Origin of the sequence: Streptomyces sp. NBC_00207, from assembly GCF_045160965.1 — a bacterium.
GTDB lineage: Bacteria > Actinomycetota > Actinomycetes > Streptomycetales > Streptomycetaceae > Streptomyces.
The window spans coordinates 4,263,659-4,282,637 of the sequence record NZ_CP130715.1 but is presented as its reverse complement, the minus strand read 5'-3'; the positions used below and the strand labels follow the sequence as shown (position 1 = coordinate 4,282,637).

Here is an 18,979-nt window from a genome sequence, read left to right as displayed (position 1 = left end):
CTCCCGAACCGGGTCTTTGCGGACGTCGGTCACGGCGATGGCGTTGCGATCGAGCTGAGCCGGATCCGGGATGGACCGTGGACCCGAACTGGTTGTAACCGGTGGATCAGTGCGCGGCCGCGCGGGCCATCGCACCCGTCCGGCGCGGCTGCAGCGGGACGCTGCTCGCCGTGGCCCGGGCAGGTGGCGCCGGTGCGCGGTCACGGCGCGGCTGTGCGGCCACACCGTTCTGGACGTCCATCACGGCATGCGCCACGAGTCCGCCCATCGGGTCGTGCCGGATCAGGTCCCGCAGCCGGGACCTGGACGACCGCCCCTCGTTGCCGGGGTACAGGTGCTTGCCGAGTCCGACCGCGTGGGCCAGTGCGGCAAGCGCCGCGGTCCGCGGGTCCGGCGGTACGCCGGTGCGGATCGCACTGTCGAGCCGGGCTCGGATCTCCCGGCTGATCTCCGTGTCCGTCGCCTGGTAGCGAGTTGTCGGCAACACACCGCACATCTGTCCCGCGACGGCATGGACCATGCCGCAGCGCTCCAGATGAGCGAGGTAAATCTGACGGAGCCCCAGTCGGGGTCCGCCGATCCAGTGGACGGCCCGTACCGGGCTGCCGCGCCTGCGCAGCAGTTCCAGTGCGGAGTCCAGAGTCGGATCTCCTGTCGGCCGTGGCATCACCACGGCGATACGATCCCCATCAGGGGCTATCCGTCCTGCCAGAGCCAGCTCCACTAGCTGTGCCCCGGCCAGGCCGAGGTCGAGCGACTGCGGCTGCGCCGTGGTACCCGTGGTCGGGTCCAAGGCGAGCAGCAGAAGCTCCTCCGGAATTGTTCTGCGGCTCCTGCCCATCCATGCCTCCCCGCGTGGATGAGTGACAGGGTGACGCCTCTCACATTCATCTGTCGAGAGCGCGTGGCCGCTTTGTGGGGGAACCCGCAGCTATGTCGTTCTCGTCTAGCACGGGGGCGATGCCCCCGAGACGGGACACTGTTAGACATTCGGACAGCCGGACGTGGCGGCGATGGAGGAGGAACGGTGGCGGGCGAGTCCCCCGACAAGTCGGTAGATGCAGGAGCGCCGGGGGCGGCGGAGTCGTCCGCGGAGCGTGATCCGAGGCTGTCGGTGTTCCGGCCGAGGGACCCGGAGGGCCGGGACGCTCGCGTCGGCGAGGCGGAGGCCGAGACGGCGGCGGATGCCGAGGCCGAGGTCGAGGCGGATGCCGAGGCCACTGCCGAGCGCGTTGCCGAGCCCGAGCCTGCGGCCGGAACCGAGCACGAGCCTGCGGCCGGAACCGAGGGCGCGCCGGATCCGCTGCGCGAGGCGGTGGCGGCATGGATCGCGAAGGCCGACGAGCCCGCGGAGACCTCCGAACGGGTGGAATCGGCCACGGATGCGGACGCGGGTGCGGACGCGGGTGCAGGGGCTCCGGCGGAGGAGCCCGAGGCCGAGGTGCCGGCTGCCGCGCCGCGGCGCGAGGCCGCTTCGGACGACCGTTCCGAGGAGCCCGTCTCTGCTTCCGTTTCTCGTTCCGCTTCTGCTTCCGACTCCGGTTCCGCTTCCGGTTCGGCGGCGGAGAAGCCGAAGGCCGCGGACGGCGAGCGCACCGCTGTGTTCCGTGCGGTGAAGCCCGATGCCGACACCGCTGCCCCGGCGGCACCCGCTGCCGAGAAGCCGGCCGACAGCGAGCGCACCGCCGTTTTCCGGGCGCCGAAGCCGGATGTCGCCGCGGGGAAGCCCGAAGCCGGACCCGAATCGAAGCCCAAGCCCGCGCCCGCGGTCGAAGAGCCTGCGGACAGCGAGCGCACCGCCGTGTTCCGGGCGCCGAAGCTGGATTCCGGTTCGGCCTCCGCCCCGGAGCGGACGAAGCCCGCGCCCGCTGCCGATGAGCCCGCGGACAGCGAGCGTACGGCCGTGTTCCGCGCGGTGAAGCTGCCTTCCGGTTCGGCTTCGGTCGATGAGGCGAAGCCGTCCGCCGGCAAGCCCGCGCCCGAGAAGCCCGCAGCCGGCAAGCCCGCGCCCGAGAAGCCCGCGGACAGCGAGCGCACCGCCGTCTTCCGGGTCCCGAAGGTGGATACGGTCAAGGCGGAGACTCCGAAGCCCGCCGCCAAGCCCGCCGCCGCCAAGCCCGCCACCCCGAAGCCGACCCTGGCCAAGCCGGCCGAAGCCAGGTTCACCCCGGCCCAGGCCAAGCCCACCCAGGCCAAGCCCACCGAGGCCAAGCCCACCGAGGCCAAGCCCGCCCAGGCAGAGCCCGCGGCCGAGGCGCCCAAGGGCAGCACCTTCGTGCCGCTGCGTCCGGAAGGCGTCGCGCCGGCGCCCGAGGTCAGGCAGCGGCCGAAGCTGCCCGCAGCCTTTGACCCGTCCGAGCGGACCACTCAGCAGCCGCTGCCGCCCAAGCCGCCGCTCGACATGCTGGCGGACCTCACCAACAACCCGCCTCCGCCGCCGAGCCCGATGCGCACCGCCGTCCGGCGGTTCAAGATCTACGCCCCGCTCGTCGTGCTCGTGGCGATCATCCTGGCCGTCGTGCAGCTGGTGCGCCCGCTGCCCGAGCCGAAGCTCGTGATGACCGCGAAGTCCTCGTACACCTTCGACGGCTCCAAGCCCCAGCTGCCGTGGCCCGCCGAGGGCCAGGCCTACATGGCCGCCGCCGGCCTCGGCTCGCTCGGCCAGTCCGGCGAGCAGAAGCCCGTGCCGATCGCGAGCGTCACCAAGTCGATGACGGCGTACATCATCCTGCGCGACCACCCCATGAAGAAGGGTGAGCAGGGCGCGATGATCGACGTCGACAAGACGGCCGAGACCGAGGGCAAGAAGAACAACTCGACCGACAACGAGTCCACCCTCGACACGGTCAAGGAGGGCGAGAAGATCTCGGAGTACGACGCGATCGCCGCCCTCATGATCCCGTCGGCCAACAACATCGCGCGGCTGCTCGCGCGCTGGGACTCCGGTTCCCAGGAGGCGTTCGTCAAGAAGATGAACGACACCGCCAAGGATCTCGGCATGACCAACACCACGTACACGGACCCCTCGGGTCTGGACGCGACCACGGTCAGCACCGCCGAGGACCAGGTGAAGCTGGGCCTGAAGCTGGTCGAGATGGAAGCACTGCTGGACATCACGAAGAAGACCAGCTGGGTGGACCCGTCCGGCAAGAACTGGCGGAACTGGAACGGTCTGACCGGACCCACCGGCGCGCTCGGCATCAAGACCGGTACGACGACCAAGGCGGGCGGAAACCTCCTCTTCGCCGCCCAGAAGAAGGTCGGCAAGACCAACCAGCTGATCGTCGGAGCCGTCCTCGGCCAGCACAAGGCGCCGATCATCGACAGCGTGCTCGCCGCGAGCAAGCAGCTGATGCTCGAGACCCAGAAGGTCCTCGACGGCGCGACCGTCGTGAAGAAGGGCGAGGTCGTGGGCTACGTCGACGACGGTCTCGGCGGCCGGACGCCCGTCGTGGCCACCGCCGACGTGCAGGCGGTCGGCTGGGCCTCGCTGACCGTCGACGTCAAGCTCGCGGACAGCGGCGCGAAGATGCCGCAGACGGCGACGGCCGGGACCGAGGTCGGCGTGCTGACCGTCGGCGAGGGCGCCAGCCAGGTGAAGGTGCCGGTGGCGCTGCAGAGCGACCTGGCGGCGCCGGGCATCGGCAGCAAGCTGACGCGCGTCGGCTGACATCCGGTGAGAGCGTGGATCCGGCGCCCCGGGCAACCCCGGGGCGCCGGGGCGCGTCTTGGCACCCGGGACGTGTGCGGGTGTGGACTCAGTGTTGGGGAGAGCGGCAGTGACCACTGCTGAGCAGCAGGGCCGGCGTCAGGACGCCATCCCGCCGACCGACGGCGAGGGCGCCGAGGGCGAGGGCCGGGGCGAGAGCGAGGGCCGGGGTTCCGGCGTGCCCGAGCAGTCCGCCGGCCCGGGGGTACTCGCGCCGTCCGCCGACCCCGGCGCCACTCCTGACCTCGGCGCCACTCCCGGCTCCGGCGCCAGCCCCGACTGCGGCGCCACTTCCGACCCCGGCGGCATACGGCCCCGCCGCACCGCCCGCGCCGGTCTGGTCCGTGCCGCCCTCGACGGGGCCCGGCGCCACCCCGTGGCCGTCGCCACCGCGCTCGCCGCCGTACTGCACGTCGTCTGGTTCTTCAGCTTCGCCAACAGCGGCGGAGACCTCGCCGCGCAGGACGCCTGGGCCGAGTTCGTGGGCCGCCATCCCGACTCGGCGTACAACCTCGCCTGGTACGGCGGCATGCACCCCGTCTCGTACAGCGTGGTCTCGCCGTACCTCATGCACATGCTCGGCGTCCGGACCACGATGATGATCGCGGGCACCGTCTCGGCCGGGCTGCTCGCGCTGATCCTCACCCGCTGCCGCGGCGCCGTGCGCGAGCCGCTGTGGCCCGCCCTGGCCGGGGTGTACGGGCTGCTCTGCAACGCCCTGTCGGGCCGCGTCACCTTCGGTCTCGGCGCGATGTTCGCCCTGGCCGCGGTCGCCGCCGTCTTCTGCTGGCCCCGCAAGTGGGCGCGGCGGCGCTGGGCCAAGGCCGCGGTCGCGGCCCCGCTGGCCGGGCTCGCGACCGCCGCCAGCCCCGTCGCGGGCCTGTTCCTCGGGGTGATCGCGGCCGCGCTGTTCCTGAGCGGGCGGCGCCCCGGTGCGTACGCGCTGGGGCTGGCCCCAGTGGCCGTGGTCGGGCTGTCGGCCTGGCTCTTCCCGTTCTCGGGGACGCAGCCGATGAAGATCGGCTCGGCCGGGCTGCCGTTCGTGTTCGCGCTGCTGATCCTGTTCCTCGTACCGAAGCGGTGGAAGACGGTCCGGATCGCCGCCGCCGTCTACGCCCTCGGGGTCTTCCTGACCTGGGTGATCGACTCCCAGGTCGGCTCGAACGTCACCCGGCTGGTGATGCTGTTCGGCGGGGCCGTGCTGCTCGCGGCCCTCGCGTACGAGCTCCCGCGCTCGCGGCGCTGGTACGGGGTGCTGCTCGCCTTCGTCGGGCTGAACGCCTGGATCACCGCCAACAGCATCACGGACATCATCCGCACCACCCCGGTGGCCGCATGGAACCGTGAGCTGGCCCCGCTCGTCGACCAGCTGCAGAAGGCGGGCGCCGACCGTGGCCGGGTCGAGGTGGTCCCGGCCAGCAGCCACCGCGAGTCCTCCGCCTTCCCCTCGTACGTGAACCTCGCGCGCGGCTGGAACCGGCAGGCCGACCTGGAGCGCAACCCGCTCTTCTACGACGACACCCTCACCGCCGACAGCTACCGGGTCTGGCTGGAGCGCTGGGCCGTGCACTACGTGGTGCTGCCGGCCGACAAACCCGACTCGGGCGGGGAGGACGAGGCGAAGCTCGTGCGCGAGGGGCTCCCGTACCTCCAGCAGGTGTGGGGCGACGCGAACTGGCAGCTGTTCAAGGTCCACGAGCCGACCGACCTGGTGGCCGGACCGGCAACCGTGCTGCGGGCGAGCGCCGACCGGCTGGTCATCGACGTGAAGAAGCCCGGGCGGGTGCTGGTGCGGATCCCGCACTCCCCGTGGCTGGGGCTGGTGGACGCGGCGGGGAAGCCCGTACCGCCGCCGCAGGAGACCTTCGCGTCGAAGGCGCGGGGCGGGAGCGGGGAGGGCGGCGCGCTCCGGAAGGAGTACGCGAACACCGCCGGATGCCTCTTCAAGGCGGCGCCGGACGACACCGGCGACGTGTGGACGGAGCTGCTGGCGCCCGCGCCGGGGGAGTACCGGGTGGCGGCGAAGTACCAGCTGCCGCGGGGAACGCCCTGCCCGGACGATCTGGTCCACCAGACGCTGGGGCAGCCGAAGCTGCCGGCCCCGCCGCGCCGGTGATCCGGACCTGATCCGGACCTGATCCGGAACCCGTGATCGGAATTCTTTACGTGCCGGTCCGGGTGCGTTGGTCCGTATATATGCATACGATCCCAGTAGTCCGATTGGGTGCTTCCCGAGGGAGTTGACGACGGGATGAACAAAGAGCAGAAGCGCGACGTCCGGACGGCCATCGCGAAGGCGCAGGAACAGGCGCAGCCGCCGCGTATGCCGGGGCACGGCTTCGACGGTCCGGTACGGAGCAAGGTCAAGGGCGGGCCGCACACGAAGGCCGCGCTCAAGCGGGCCGGCACCCCGCAGGGTGACCGCATCGGCGAACGCACCAGTGGCCTGAGCTGACCGAGTCGAGTCTTTGCTGGACGTAGCCCTTCCGGTTTCGGCCGGGAGGGCCTTTTCCGTCGGAGCCTGTTCGCCGGGTGGCGGCCGGAGAACCGTTACATCCCCGACGGAACACCCACATATGTCCCCCGTAGCGTCATGGCCGTCCCACCCGTCCGCATGCCCGTACGGAGTACGCACGCCATGACCAGCACCCTCGCCCCCGTCCGCCGCGCCCGCACCGCCCAGGGCGCCGCTCAGGGCGCTGCCCACGGCCTCGCCCGCGGGACCGGCCGCCGGACCGCTCGCGGGACCGCCCGCCGGACCGGCCGTGCCGTGGCGACCGCCGTCCTCGCCGTCGCGGCCTGCGGGGGCCTCGCGGGCTGCGCCGGCGGGACGAAGCTGCCGCCGGACCCCAAGGTCGGCAGCACCGCCGCCCCCGCCCTCGCCCCCGTGGCGGACGCCGCCCCGGCACTGCCCAGGTCGAGGCCGACCGGCATGAGGATCGACGCGGCGGGCGTGGACGCGAAGCGGATGGTCGACCTCGCGGTGGACCCGGTCTCCGGCGAGCTCGGCGTGCCGAACGCCGACACCGACGCGGACACCCCCGGCTGGTGGACCGAGGGGGTCACCCCCGGCGAGAAGGGCGTCTCCGTGCTCGTCGCGCACTTCGACACCAGGCACGGGCCGGCGCTGATGAAGGACGTCAAGAAGATCGGGCTCGGCGACGTGGTGGAGGTTCCGCGCGAGGACGGGAAGACGGCCAGGTTCAAGATCCGCGAGATCGAGGACGTGAACAAGAAGGACTTTCCGACCGGCAAGGTCTACGGGGACACCGACCGGCCCGAGCTGCGCCTGCTGACCTGCGGCGGCGAGGTGAAGGACGGGCACCGCACCAACAACGTCATCTTCTACGCCGACCTCGTGGCCTGATTCGGCGCGATCCCGCCGACCACCCGCCGAAACGGGCGCACTACCGTGAGCTCACCGGGGGAACGGTGAACGGTGAACGGGGACCGCGGAGCAGGGGACGCGGAGCAGGGACCGCGAACAGGGGACGGGGAACGGGGACCATGAGCAACATCCGGCGCAGCACCATGGGCACAGGCATGGCCACAGGCATGGGAATGGACATGGGCAGGGGCACAGCCATGCCCTCAGGCACGGCCATGTGCTCCGTCACGGTCGCTGTCACTCTCACCGTGACCGAGATCGTCGTCGGCACGGGCACCCCGGCGGAGCCCCGCCGATGAGAGCGCGGCCGTCGCGCCCGCGGCTGCCCGCCTGGACCTCCACCCTGATCTGGAAGGCCGCGGTCTTCATCACCCTCATGTGCTGCGGGCTGGCGGCCATCCTCGGCGTCCTCGTGCACCGCGCCATGACCCACCAGACCCTCGCCACCGCCCGCGAGAAGGCGCAGACGAAGCTGGAACGGACCATCAGGGCCTACGAGACCGGTGCGCGCCTGCCCCGCGGCGAGGGCATCGACCCGGTCGGCCTGCCTCCCAAGCTGCGCGCACAGGCCGCCGGCGGCAAACGCGGCACGGCGCTGGGCGAGCACCGCGGCCGCGCCGCCATGTGGGCGGCCGCGCCCGCCGAGGAGGGCACCGCGATAGCCGTGTCCGTGGACTTCCGGGCGGGCGAGCGGACCATCGCCGAACTGGACCGGGCCATCCTCGGCTCCTCGGGGCTGGCCATCGGCGCCACCCTCCTCATGGGGGCGTTCGGCGTCACCCGCATCACCCGGCGGCTGCACCTGACCGCGCAGGTGGCCCGCCGGATCAGCGCGGGCGACCTGGACGCGCGGGTCGACGACAGCGCGCGGCACAAGGACGAGGTGGCGGCGGTCTCCCGGGCCCTGGACACCATGGCCGCGTCGCTCCAGAGCAAGCTCGAAGCGGAGCAGCGGTTCACGGCAGACGTGGCCCACGAGCTCCGCACCCCCCTGACCGGCCTGAACGCGGCCGCCGAGCTGCTGCCACCGGGCCGTCCCGCCGAGCTCGTACGGGACCGCGTACGGGCGATGCGCGCGCTGACCGAGGACCTGCTGGAGATCTCCCGGCTGGACACGCGCAGCGAGAGCGTGGAGCTGGACTGGTACGACCTGGCCGATCTGGCGGCGCGCACGATCCGGGCCTCCGGCACCGACACGGTTCTGGAAGCGCTCTCTTCCCCGCGGGTGGAGACGGACCGGCGCCGCCTGGAGCGGATCCTGGGCAACCTCGTGGCCAACGCGCACAGTCACGGCGCGGCCCCGGTCACGGTCACCGTCGACGGCCGGACCGTGACCGTGACCGACGCCGGCCCCGGCTACCCGGAGTACCTCCTCACCTGCGGCCCGCAGCGGTTCCGTACGGAGGGCACGAACAAGGGCCACGGGCTGGGCCTGACCATCGCCGTGGGCCAGGCGCGGGCCCTCGGCGCCACCCTCGCCTTCCGCAACCGGAAGGAGGGCGGCGCCGAGGCCCGCGTCACGCTCCCAGGGCCCGCAAGACGGGGATCAACTGCGCCTCCTCGGCGTCGAGATGAGCCTCCAGTTCCCGGCTGAGCCGCTCCATCCGCTCACCGAATCCCGCACCGCCCGGCGTGTCCAGCGCCTGCACCAGCTCCTGCTGGAGCCGTGCGATGCCGCGGTGCTCGGCGTCGAGCCTGCGGAAGAACTCCCGCATGTGGGGGTGCTGTTGCGCGAGGTACGGGAAGAGGCCGGCGTCCTCGCTCTTGTGGTGGAACTCCAGCGAGTGGCAGAACGCGAGGCAGTGCTGGCGCAGTTGGAGCCCGAGCGGCAGCGCCCCGCCACCGTGCGGCTCCTCGCGCGCCCGGTCCCGTACGAGCTCGCGTACGAGGTCCAGCTGCGCCCGCAGCCACCCGTGCACGTCGAGCAGCTTCCCGGCGATCCCGCCCTCGCCCGAGGCCGCCTCGTGCGTCCGCTGGAGCACCACGACGGGGATCACCCGCCCGGTCTGCGCCTGATACTCCCCGTACCCGGGCTCCTCGCGCACGACGCGCGCGAACAGCTCGTCCCGCCGCGCCCCTTCGGCGGGCACGGCGACGGCCTCGTACTCCTCGGCCCCGGTCTCCACCCGTACGAGGGGGCGCGCGAGCAGGTTGTGGTACCAGGCGGGATGCCGGTCGGCCCCGGCCGCGGACCCCACGACGAGCAGATCCCCGGCGTCGCGGCCTCCGTCGCGCAGGAACCCGAGCGGGACGGTGTGGGGCTTCCCGGACCTGGCTCCGGTGGTGGTGAGCAGGATCAGCTCGGACCCTTCGAAGGGCCCGCCGACGCGGCCGGCATTGGCCCTGAACTCATCAATGACAGTCTGATTGAACGAAGATGACACGGAGTGTGGATTTCCTCACGGTGTGTGCGTGCGATGGCAGCGGCAAAACCGAGGGAGATCACCCGTAGCCGGTGGCGTAGATGCCCATGGGCCCGGTCCTTCAACGACAGGTGCCTGCCCAACCACCGCCCGGCCCACATCTCAGTAGGCGGCGTCACGCGACACGTGCGCCATGTAACCACAGAGCGAAGAAGGACCTCCAGCCGTTTCCGGCTGGAGGTCCTCGGAGTGTGCCCTCGGCAGGATTCGAACCTGCGACACCGGCTTTAGGAGAGCCGTGCTCTATCCCCTGAGCTACGAAGGCGGGGCTTGTCGAAAACCTTGCCGGAAACCCCAGAGGGGTTCTGCGCACTGCCTCGACAAACGCACTGGTCAGATGATGTACGCACACTCAGGTGAAGATGCCCTCGCGGACACTTTCCCGAGCACGCGCTTGGTAGCCAACTGACCGCTGACAGCCTAGCGGATCGTGCTGGGAGTGGGCGCATGGTTTCCCGCGGGAGCGGGGCTGGGGTGAAGGCATGGCCGTGACCTGCATGTTCTGAGGGTCTGAGGTGTAGAGCCGGGAGACTCGGGGCGTCGCGGGTGCGAGGAGGGGCGGCTGGAGTGTCCGTTCTGCTCCGCTTGCCCCTGGAGGGGCTGCAAATGCGGCGACGGCCGCGCCCTGGGGTGGGTGCGGCCGTCGTTGGGTCGGAGTGCCTCAGGCGACGCGGAGCTTCTGCTGGGCGCTGCTGCGGGCTTGGAGGTGGATCTGGTGGCTGGTCGCGTTCTGGGAGAGGGCGAATCCGAGGACGAAGATCTTCTGGCGTTCGACGCCGTAGGCGATCATGCGGCGGTTCCAGAGGCTGAGGTCGAACTGGCTGTGCACGGACTCGGAGTCGGCCCGGTACGGGTACAGCAGTTGGTGGGTGAGGCTGGCCTGGGGGATCTGCTGGAGGTATTCGGCTCGGTGGAAGCCGCGCTCGGTGTCGCTCTTGATGCGCTTGCCGCTGTCCGCGCAGCGCAGTGTCCGGTCGGTTGGGGTGGTGGTGATGCCGACGGGGACGCGGTAGTCGTGGTCGCCGTGCCGGCAGGGGATCTTGAGGAGGTGGTACCAGCGGCTCTTGGTGGCTCCGGCCCGGTGCTCGAGTTTGATGATCGGGACGGGTTCGAGGACGCGGGTGCCGTCGTCGATGCGGATGCTCTCGGCGATGCGTCCCTGGTCGCACCAAAGCTCGTGGCCGCTTCGGCAGGGGGTGATGCGTTCGTAGAAGACGGGGGCGACGGACCCGTGCTGCTTGTTGATGGCCAGTAGGCCGTTCCGTGCGAGGGCATCACGGTGGACGCCGCGGAAGGCGCCGTCGTACACGACGCCCATGCAGTCGGGCAGCGACTCCTTCAGCATTCGGAACTGCCTGACGGCAATGGCGGCTTCGTCCTCGTACTCGCCGCCGGCTACGTGGGCGAAGCTCAGGATGACGCGGGTCCAATAACCGGTGTCGCGTCCGGATGCGAAGAACCATTTGGTGCCGCGCACCTTCCGCTTCGTCTTCTCTCCGTTCTCGTAGTAGATGCGGGCGGCTGGGTCGACGCGGTGGCTCCGGATCAGGCCGGTTTCCTCGTCGTGGATCTCCACCGAGCGGGCCTTCGAGGGGGCCTTGGGGACAGTGGCGTCACCGACCAGGAGCTGCCGGCGCTCGGGACGGCTCCACACCTTGGGGGCGTCCGAGGGGAAGAGTCCTTGGCTGAGCGCCTGCTGGGCGGCGTACCTGCGGAACGCTTCCTCCAGGAGGTCGGCGGCCGGTACGAGGAGATTGTTCAGGGCGTCTTGGTACTGGCCTCGGGAGGGCGCGGTGAGGGGCAGGGCGGCCGCTGCCCGGCGGCCCAAGTGGCGGCGGATGTAGGCCCGTGCGCTGCGCCAGTCCTGGGGTGATGCGAGTAGTCCTGTGGTGGAGCGCTTGGACTTCGTCACGGGCGTGAGGGCGGCCATGATGAGGTAGACGATGCCCGGGTATTCGCGGGGGCAGCCAACGGCGTTCGGTGGCGGCAGGAGTTCTGCCATCTCGTAGAGGAGCGGGTAGTCAAGGCAGTCGCGGACGCGCTCGGCGGTGCTGCGCTGTTCGTGGTCGGCGAGCTGGCGTTTGCGATTCGGGCGTTCGAGCTGGGGCTTGGGGGATCCGAAGACGTCGTCAGGCACGGGCCGGGCCCCCGTCGGTGTGGATGCGGTCGTTCTGCCAGTCGTAGCCGATGATGGCGGCGGCCCGGTCCAGAGAGCGCAGTCCGAGACTTCGGGCGGACTCTTCGATACGTCCGGTCGATTCGAAGGCCTCGACGGCGGCCCGGGTGGTGACGGAAGCCGGTGTGACGTCGGGTTCCCCGGCGAGGCCGATCCTGCGCAGCAGATCGCGGAGGGCGACGCACGAACGTGCTTGCAGGGCCGGGTCGGGTGCCGGAGCGCAGGACACGGCAAGGCGCGCGGTGCTCTTGTTCGGGTGTTGAGCGAGTACGTGGCGGGCTCGTTCGGTCAGTACGTGGCGGCTCCAGGCGTCCAGCCGGCACCAGCGGGGGTCATACTTCCGCGCTCCGTGCATCCAGACGCGACTGCGGGGCAGATCGAGGTCGGCGACGACGGTGTGGCCGATCTCGCCGCTGTGTCCGCCAGCGAGGGCAAGTGCGGCTGCGGCGGCGTGCCGGGTCGGCCGGGTCGCGTATGCGGCGTGGTGACGCAGCAGTACGGCCTCGTCCTCTGTCAGTGGCCGGACCCCTTCGTGGCTGCGGGTCGGCAGGACGATGTCGCGGGTCGGATCCTGGTCGCTCAGCCCGAGCTCGCGCAGGGTGCGGAAGGCGGTCCTCAGGACGCTCCGGCGGACCAGACGGGTGGCTACTGCAGAGTCGGCGACGTGGCCGTGGCGGCTTCGGCCCTTGGCATTGACGAAGTCCTCGGCGATGCCGCTGGTCACGTCGGAGAGCAGCAGCGCGCCCTGCACGGTGGCGTACCGGCCGAACCTCCTGATGAGGAGACCGAACTTGTCGAAGCTCTGCTCGGACATCTCGTCGCGGGCGGTCATCTCCCGCCATGAGTCGATGACGAGGTCGATGGCGTGAGTGAGGGACAGGTCGCTTCCCATGATGACGGTCCTCCGGAGGGTTGGCGAGAGCAGTTCGACCCCTCCCTCGACCCTGCGACTGGGAAGATTCGAACGATTCATTGTGTTCCGTACTTGCACCATTACGGTCGGCATGAGTGATCTCCGCTGCAACCCGGCGTGGGCGAATGGATGAGAGCGCACCGAAGGCCACCCCGGGCGCGGTGGCCCGGGGCGTCATTCGGTGCGGTGGGGCGAGTCGGCCTGGCTAGGCGCGGGTCGCGGGCCCTCGGAGCGAGGTGAGGAGAGTCCCGTAAGCCCGCATGACCGCCACGAACGTGTCGTCGGGCAGTGCCAAGACCTCCTCGACAGAGGTGAGGGGCAGGCTTGCCGACGGGGCTTCGTCGGCGGGGGCGGAGTCGGGGAGCCGGGTCAGCCCGTCCTCGCCAACGTGGACGATCAGCGCGTAGTCGAGCCAGTCCACGAGATACAGCGAGCGCTCACGTGTCGGAGACAGCGCGTGGCCGAGTTTTTCGGCGAGCGCGGTCCTTTCCAGTGGCCCTTGTCGCAGGTGGCGTGTGGCTGCTTTGGTGAACCAGGCAGATCGCCAGTGGTCGCGCAGGAAGAGGCGGGCGCGGGCGGAGTCTTCTGTGCGCAGCCGTGTCAGCTGGAGGCCGGTTGGGGTTACGGCAAGAGCTCCGCGGTATGTCTCCAGCAGGCCGGCTTGACGAAGGAAGCCCTGTGCGGCGGAGATGGTCGAGGCCCTGAGGCCCACCTTGGTGCTGATCTCTGCGACCGGCGTGCTCTGCCGGTCGCTGCCGCCCAGTTCGGCCACCGCATCGAGTAGTTGTAGCTGGCGAAGGGTGGTGAAGCCACCACCGGGCAGCATTGTGCGGGCGGCGCTCTCGGTGGTCATCGGGTGCCCCCGTGGGAGTGCGGCAGCGCTCGGCTACTACCAGTCTGTTGCTCGCATCGGTGCATAGATGCATCCATAAGCATGGTGTGGGCCCTCATTGGTGATCAAGTGCGGAATGCACAAAATTCCCGAGGGCCGGGTGTGCCGCCGTTCCATGGCCTAGCCTGGAGGCGGCGCGTGGGCCCTCAGCTGACGTGTCACGGCGTCGCCAGGGTCTTCCCACCCGGGCGGCGCCTTTTGTCTGCGTGGCAGATGGCGATCTCTACCTACGCGGCTCCTTGTTGGCCAGTCGGTAGAGCCCGCGACCGATGATCAGGATCTTCCCCTTGCCTTGTAGGCGGCTCGCGCAGTTGGTGATCTGCCGAGGGGTCGTGCCCGGACGGTTCAGCTGGGCATGGGAGACGATCGCCGAGACGGGCGTCTCCAGGCCGTCTGTGAGCGCCTCGATGATCAGCTTCTCGAGGGACCTCGGCTTTGCGGCGGCATCGGCGCCTGGCTGGGCGGCCGCTTGCTGTGGCTCACCGGACTCATCGGCGCGGGAGTCGGAGCTCTCTGGGCCTGGGGCATTCGGGCGTTCACCTGAATCCGCCTGCAGACACGAGGGCGGGTCCACGCCCAAGAACTCCTCGGCCTGGCGAATCGTGTCGCTCACGGCTGACAGCCGTACGTCGGCCGCCAGGAAGGATTGCTCGGCATCGTGAAAGCGGCGCTGGACGTCGGCCAGCTCACGTTGCACTTCGGTCAACGCCTCTTGTGCAGTTGCCCGTTTGGCGCGTTCCCCAGCCCAGATGCCATGCAGATGCTCAACGAGAGGGTGCGTGGATCCTGCGCCTGGTGTGGTCATGCTCCGCCCCCTCTGGTGATCCACCCACAAATTAGCGAGCCTTCGCGCGCTCCGCAGGGGAATGCATAGATGCGAGCATGCGGATTCTCTGGACCCTGGATGCAACTCCTCAGGAAGCGTGCTCAGTTGGGCGTCATGTCTTCTGTGGTCTTCTCGATGCCCCGGCGGCGGTACATCTGAGAGTGCTTGGTGGAGCGGCACGTCGGACGCACGTAGTCCCCGAGTGGGGGGTGGGGAGGCGGGTGCGGCGGCCCGGGTGGTGCCGCTTACTGCCATGCGGCACTCCCGTTACTGCCATGCGGCACTCCCGGACCCTCAAATGTGCCGTACCGAGGGGCCGCGGACCTCTATGCTGTTCCGTACTTGCAACAGCAGATAGGTCTCCGCGGCGGGATCCGAGATAGGGGAAGGGTCGGCCCCATGGGTACGTGGGATGATCTCGGCATGCCCCGGAGCAGCAACGACAAGCAGCCGCGCGACTACGTCGTGGACGGCGCTTGGCCTCATGCCGCTCTCGCTCCTGATGCGCCGGTCAGTGCCTACTACGGCCAGTCCCTCGCCAGGAACCTTGCACGGGCCATGTCGTCTACCGGGCATACTCTGCGCAGCCTCGCGGAAGTGACGGGCCTGACTCATTCGACGATCAGCAGGGTGCTCAACGGCAGGGTCATGCCGGACTCGGGCACGCTCGCCCGCATTGAAGCGGCCTTTGGTTTCCAGGTCTGGCCTGGGCCGGCGGCGTTGCCGCCGACGCCGCCCGAGTCCTGAGTTCGTCGGCTGCCAACCCGTTCGGTCCGCCCGGAGTGCGCCACGCTCCTGGCGGGGCATTCTTTTTCTTGTGGCTATGTATGCACCAAAGGTGCGGCGTGAGGTGTACCTCGTGTGCTTTGACGAGGTTCACCGGCTAGGTCTTGTTCGGGACCCGCCTGGGCTTGTGAGTCTCCCCATGGCTGCGTGTGCATTGGGAGAGTCGTACAGAGCAGCTGCTTGTCGGCTCGCTGTCGGTCCGGTTCTCCGCTTCGGCGGAACGGTCGCCCGGCTGGACCTTCCGTCGTGCGGAGACGGCGTGCGTCGCAACGCGCGTTTGTACACGGTGCACGTCGGAGGTGACTCCCGGCCGCCGATGCTGTGGGTTCCTTGGCGGCAGGCCGTCGGTGAAGTGGCGTACCTCGGTATCCCAGAACTTGAGCTGTTCGTGGAGGGCTACCTCGAAGGCTGGATCCCGGACGGCTGGGTCACGCTCACCCCGGGTGGGCGGTTCGAAGGCGGTCGTCGCGGAGCTGGACCTGGCGACCGGCACAGGGGAGCCGAAGGGCCTCGATGCAGGTGTGCGTGTTCCGTACCTCACAAGCGTTGCAGTGAGGCTGGCGCGCTGTTTGATCGCCCAGGTGATGGCCTTGTCGTGCGACATCACGCGTAGCAGTACGAAGATGTCGCCACTATCCGGAGCGAGGGCGCCGCCGCGGATCCCCTGGGCGATGCGGATGGTGCGGACGTGCGGGTGCCTGGCCTGCTTCAGTGACTCCAGCCGAGCCCGCGAGGTGTACGAGCGGGTTACCTGGCAGCGTCGCCGTCGAGGTCCAGGCGGATCAGGGCCAGCGCCGCGGCAATCTCGACGGTCATCTCGTCGTCGGGGCCGAACACCATGCACATGTCCTGATGGAGCGGTTCGAGGACCTGCCGGGCTTCGGCGGCTCGGCCCTGGGCGAGCAGCAGCATCCCGATGTTGTGCCGCAGCTCCACCGCTTCCTCGCTCACGTCGCTGTCGACGGCCCGCACGACGTTCAGCACGCCCTGGAGCGCGGCGAGCGCGTCGGTGACCTGGCCCAGTTCGGCGCGGCACCGGGCAGCTTGGGCGCGGCAGGCGCGGGACTGCTCGCCGGTGGGCCCGGCGATGCGGGCGTAGGCGTCGGAGAGGGCCTCGAACTCGGGCAGGGCGGCCCGGTAGTCGCCGCCGAGGAGGCGGATGGCCGCTCGCTGGCGGCGCAGCGCCAGAACGGCCTTGCTCTCGGAGCCGAGGGCGAGGGCCGCGGGTTCGATGATCTCGCCGAGCACCTCGGCGGCCTGAGTGAACCGCTCCTCTTCCAGCAGGGCGTCGGAATGGGCGTACGCCGCCTTGATGTCCTCACGCAGTTGGGCGGGAACGGGCACCGGCCGGGCCCCCGGGAGGACGGCCGTGGGCGGCACATCATCAGGTACGGGCGACTGGGCGCGGGCGCGGGGCGCGAAAGGACGACGGAAGACGCCCGTCGGGTCGGGCGCGCCGGCTGGCCCGGCATCGGCCGTGCCGGGCTCCTGGCCCGGAGGCGGCAGGAACGGCAGCAGCCGCGCGTACACCTCCTGGGTGTCGGCGGGCCGCGCCTCGGGCGCCTTGCGCAGCAGGTGCAGGACCAGCTCCTCCAACGCCTCGGGGACGTCGGGCCGCAGCTGCCGCAGCGGGGTGGGGGCGGCGTTGACGTGCTGGTACATCAGCATGTACTCGCTGTCCGCCTCGAACGCGAGTCGTCCACTGAGGAGTTCGTGCAGCACGCAGCCCAGCGCGTACAGATCGGTCTGCGGGGTGATGCGTCCGCCACGCACCTGCTCGGGCGACATGTACTGGTGGGTGCCGATGGGGCTGCCGGTGGCGGTCAGTTTGGTGACATCGGTGCGCAGGATCGCGGCGATGCCGAAGTCGAGGACCTTCACGGTGCCGTCGCGTGCGACGAGGATGTTGCCCGGCTTGAGGTCGCGGTGGATCACCGGGACGTCGTGCGCGTACGACAGTACGGTCGCGACCTGCGCGGCGACGGCGGCCGCCCAGCTGACCGGCAGCGGCCGGCCGGGGTTCAGGTAGGCGGACAGCGGTACACCGTCGACGAGCTCCATCACCAGGAACAGCCGCTCGTACGACGCGTCGAGCACCGCGTCGTACACCTGCGGCACGCCGGGGTGCTGGATGCGCGCGGTGATGCGGGCCTCGCGGCGGAAGCGCTTGGCGAACTCCTCGGCCAGTTGCGGGGAGGTGACCGACGCCTGCCGGATGAGCTTCACGGCGACGGGTCGGTCGAGCACGGCGTCGTAGCCGCGCCACACGTCGCCCATGCCGCCGTGGTTGAGCTCCTCCAGGAGTTCGTAACGGTCTGAGATCGCCTCCTGCGGCACCTTGCCCCCGGTGTGCGTGATGAACGGTCACGGTCAGGGGTCAAGTGTGGCCGCTGCGTCGATCTGCCGTCCAGCGATCACGGTGCGCGAGAGGCCACGGGGCCGCCGACCGCTGGGACCGGCACGCGCCTTCTGCACGGTGAGCCGAGTCGAAGAACGCCACCACTTCGGAGATCTGGAAGCCGACCGACGGATCGGGCTCAGCCGTCCTGGGCGCGTCCCTCCTCGTCCCCGCGCCGACGGCGCGCCAGCTCGGCGATCCCGCTGGAGACCTTCCCCTTCATCGAGCTGGCCCGGTCGAGGGTCTCGTTGCCGAGGCTTCTGGCGGCACCGACGCCCTTTGCCCCTGTCTCGAGCGCCTTGTCCCTCGCCTCCGCGGCCGCGTGCACCCATCGTCTCGCATCCGATGACCGGCGGCCGGACTCAATCCCGAGCCGCCCGTGAAAGTCATGGACGCCGGTTGCGACATGATTGCTCGACTGGACTATGGCCGGGGACTTGGTCGGGTGCAGCAGCACCTTCGCGTTGGCGGTGGCGGCAGCCGCATTCATCCGGGCCACCAGACGCTCGGTGCTCCGCGAGATGAGATCCAGCCGGTTCTGTCGGGCAGCCCGAAGCCCGAGGCGATGCCGGTCCAGCTCCTCCGGAGCCGTGTCCAGCACTCGGTCGAGTTCGAGCACGGCGATCGCGTCCTGAAGCTGGAAACAACGAGCCAGAACGGCGAGCCACTCCTGAGCCTTGGACTCGGCTTCGCTGGCCGCCGTGGCGAGATCGCCGATCTTGGACTGGCTCTTGCGCTCCACCTTCTCTGCGAGTGCGTCGAGTTGACCCAACGCGTACGCCTGGGTCTCTGCGATCGTCGCCGGTGCGGCCTGCACCTTTGACCACGTGACATCGGAGACCCGACCCACCTGCTCGCGGATGGTCATGGTCTCCTCGATCACGAGGTCCATGCCGATCATGCGGGCCAACGCGGCGTCCTTCTGGGCGCGGAGCACGTCGTCGACCTTTTCGTCGATCGCGGCGAGGTAGTCGGTGATCTCGTCCATGGTCTGCTGCATCGCGAGCTGCGCCATGATGCCCGCGGCACCAGCCAGACGCGCCGGGTTGGTCAGAAACGAGCCGGCCCCCTTCTCGATCTGGAGCCATGACTTGATCGAGCCGGGTTTGCCCAACATCGCATGGCTGACGCCTGGCGTCTTGGTTTCCATCAGCCCGAACTTCTTGAGACGCTGCGCGGACTCCGTGGTCAGCTTCACCCAGCGACCGGAGTTGGCTGCTATCTCCGAACCTGCCTGCGCGACGGCAACCCCGGTGTCGAAGACGGACTTGAGCCGTCCTGCTCCGAGGTCCTTCGACGGCAGTCCCTCCGAGGCGAGGAAGCGTTCGACATCCGTCGGATTCCCGATGACCGCCAGTCCATCACCATCACTGATCAGCTGAATCGCGTTGTCCATTGCCCGCTCCTGAAGTGGCTTTTCGCAGTTGAGGGGTAGTGGGGTGAGCACGGCGATCGCCGTGCAGGAGCC

At 70.0% G+C, this 18,979-nt stretch carries 14 protein-coding genes and 1 tRNA gene; 6 read left to right on the top strand and 9 right to left on the bottom strand.

Annotated elements, in window-relative coordinates; all coding sequences use genetic code 11:
• Positions 1 to 106 precede the first annotated feature (106 nt).
• Positions 107 to 841: a GPP34 family phosphoprotein gene (locus OG472_RS20200; RefSeq protein ID WP_266384369.1), complete on the bottom strand. Its 735-nt coding sequence runs from the start codon at positions 839 to 841 to the stop codon at positions 107 to 109.
• Positions 842 to 1,027: 186 nt separating this feature from the next.
• On the opposite strand from OG472_RS20200, the gene OG472_RS20195 reads away from it, so the two are divergent.
• The 5 genes from OG472_RS20195 (at position 1,028) to OG472_RS20175 (ending at position 8,691) form a co-directional block, all read left to right on the top strand.
• A complete protein-coding gene (locus tag OG472_RS20195; RefSeq protein WP_405830567.1) occupies positions 1,028 to 3,670 on the top strand; it encodes a hypothetical protein in 2,643 nt (880 codons plus the stop codon).
• A gap of 109 nt (positions 3,671 to 3,779) precedes the next feature.
• Positions 3,780 to 5,825, top strand: coding sequence for an MFS transporter (locus OG472_RS20190; protein ID WP_405941837.1), 2,046 nt, complete (start codon positions 3,780 to 3,782; stop codon positions 5,823 to 5,825).
• A gap of 135 nt (positions 5,826 to 5,960) precedes the next feature.
• Positions 5,961 to 6,164 carry a hypothetical protein gene (locus tag OG472_RS20185; protein WP_401608443.1) on the top strand — a complete coding sequence of 68 codons (204 nt, stop codon included), beginning with the start codon at positions 5,961 to 5,963 and terminating at the stop codon, positions 6,162 to 6,164.
• Positions 6,165 to 6,347: 183 nt separating this feature from the next.
• Positions 6,348 to 7,076, top strand: a complete 729-nt coding sequence (locus OG472_RS20180; RefSeq protein WP_401608444.1) for a sortase domain-bontaining protein — start codon at positions 6,348 to 6,350, stop codon at positions 7,074 to 7,076.
• A 316-nt stretch (positions 7,077 to 7,392) separates the two neighbouring features.
• Positions 7,393 to 8,691 (top strand): ATP-binding protein, encoded by a 1,299-nt coding sequence (locus OG472_RS20175; protein ID WP_401608447.1) that lies wholly within the window; start codon positions 7,393 to 7,395, stop codon positions 8,689 to 8,691.
• Here the strand turns inward: OG472_RS20175 and OG472_RS20170 are convergent.
• From OG472_RS20170 to OG472_RS20145, 6 genes are all read right to left on the bottom strand, one after another.
• The gene (locus OG472_RS20170) at positions 8,615 to 9,481 is read right to left on the bottom strand and encodes a nitroreductase/quinone reductase family protein (protein ID WP_405941836.1); all 867 of its coding nucleotides are present in this window, start codon (positions 9,479 to 9,481) and stop codon (positions 8,615 to 8,617) included. The two genes, OG472_RS20175 and OG472_RS20170, sit on opposite strands and share 77 nt — an antisense overlap.
• Before the next feature lie 231 nt (positions 9,482 to 9,712).
• Positions 9,713 to 9,785 (bottom strand) — tRNA-Arg (locus tag OG472_RS20165).
• Positions 9,786 to 10,181: 396 nt separating this feature from the next.
• Positions 10,182 to 11,657, bottom strand: a complete 1,476-nt coding sequence (locus OG472_RS20160) for a hypothetical protein (protein WP_405941835.1) — start codon at positions 11,655 to 11,657, stop codon at positions 10,182 to 10,184.
• Positions 11,650 to 12,588, bottom strand: coding sequence for a hypothetical protein (locus OG472_RS20155; RefSeq protein ID WP_405941834.1), 939 nt, complete (start codon positions 12,586 to 12,588; stop codon positions 11,650 to 11,652). Before OG472_RS20155 ends, OG472_RS20160 begins: the two co-directional genes overlap by 8 nt.
• Positions 12,589 to 12,814: 226 nt before the next feature.
• Positions 12,815 to 13,462, bottom strand: coding sequence for a hypothetical protein (locus OG472_RS20150; RefSeq protein ID WP_405941833.1), 648 nt, complete (start codon positions 13,460 to 13,462; stop codon positions 12,815 to 12,817).
• A 262-nt stretch (positions 13,463 to 13,724) separates the two neighbouring features.
• Positions 13,725 to 14,306 carry a hypothetical protein gene (locus tag OG472_RS20145; protein ID WP_405941832.1) on the bottom strand — a complete coding sequence of 194 codons (582 nt, stop codon included), beginning with the start codon at positions 14,304 to 14,306 and terminating at the stop codon, positions 13,725 to 13,727.
• Between the two features lie 420 nt (positions 14,307 to 14,726).
• On the opposite strand from OG472_RS20145, the gene OG472_RS20140 reads away from it, so the two are divergent.
• Positions 14,727 to 15,074, top strand: a complete 348-nt coding sequence (locus tag OG472_RS20140) for a helix-turn-helix domain-containing protein (RefSeq protein WP_405941831.1) — start codon at positions 14,727 to 14,729, stop codon at positions 15,072 to 15,074.
• A 786-nt stretch (positions 15,075 to 15,860) separates the two neighbouring features.
• Here OG472_RS20140 and OG472_RS20135 read toward each other — a convergent pair.
• Together OG472_RS20135 and OG472_RS20130 are read right to left on the bottom strand one after the other, a co-directional pair.
• Complete coding sequence (locus tag OG472_RS20135; RefSeq protein WP_405941830.1) at positions 15,861 to 17,450, bottom strand: protein kinase domain-containing protein; 1,590 nt, start codon at positions 17,448 to 17,450, stop codon at positions 15,861 to 15,863.
• A gap of 200 nt (positions 17,451 to 17,650) precedes the next feature.
• On the bottom strand, positions 17,651 to 18,907 hold the full coding sequence (locus OG472_RS20130; RefSeq protein ID WP_405941829.1) for a hypothetical protein: 1,257 nt from the start codon (positions 18,905 to 18,907) through the stop codon (positions 17,651 to 17,653).
• Positions 18,908 to 18,979 lie beyond the last annotated feature (72 nt).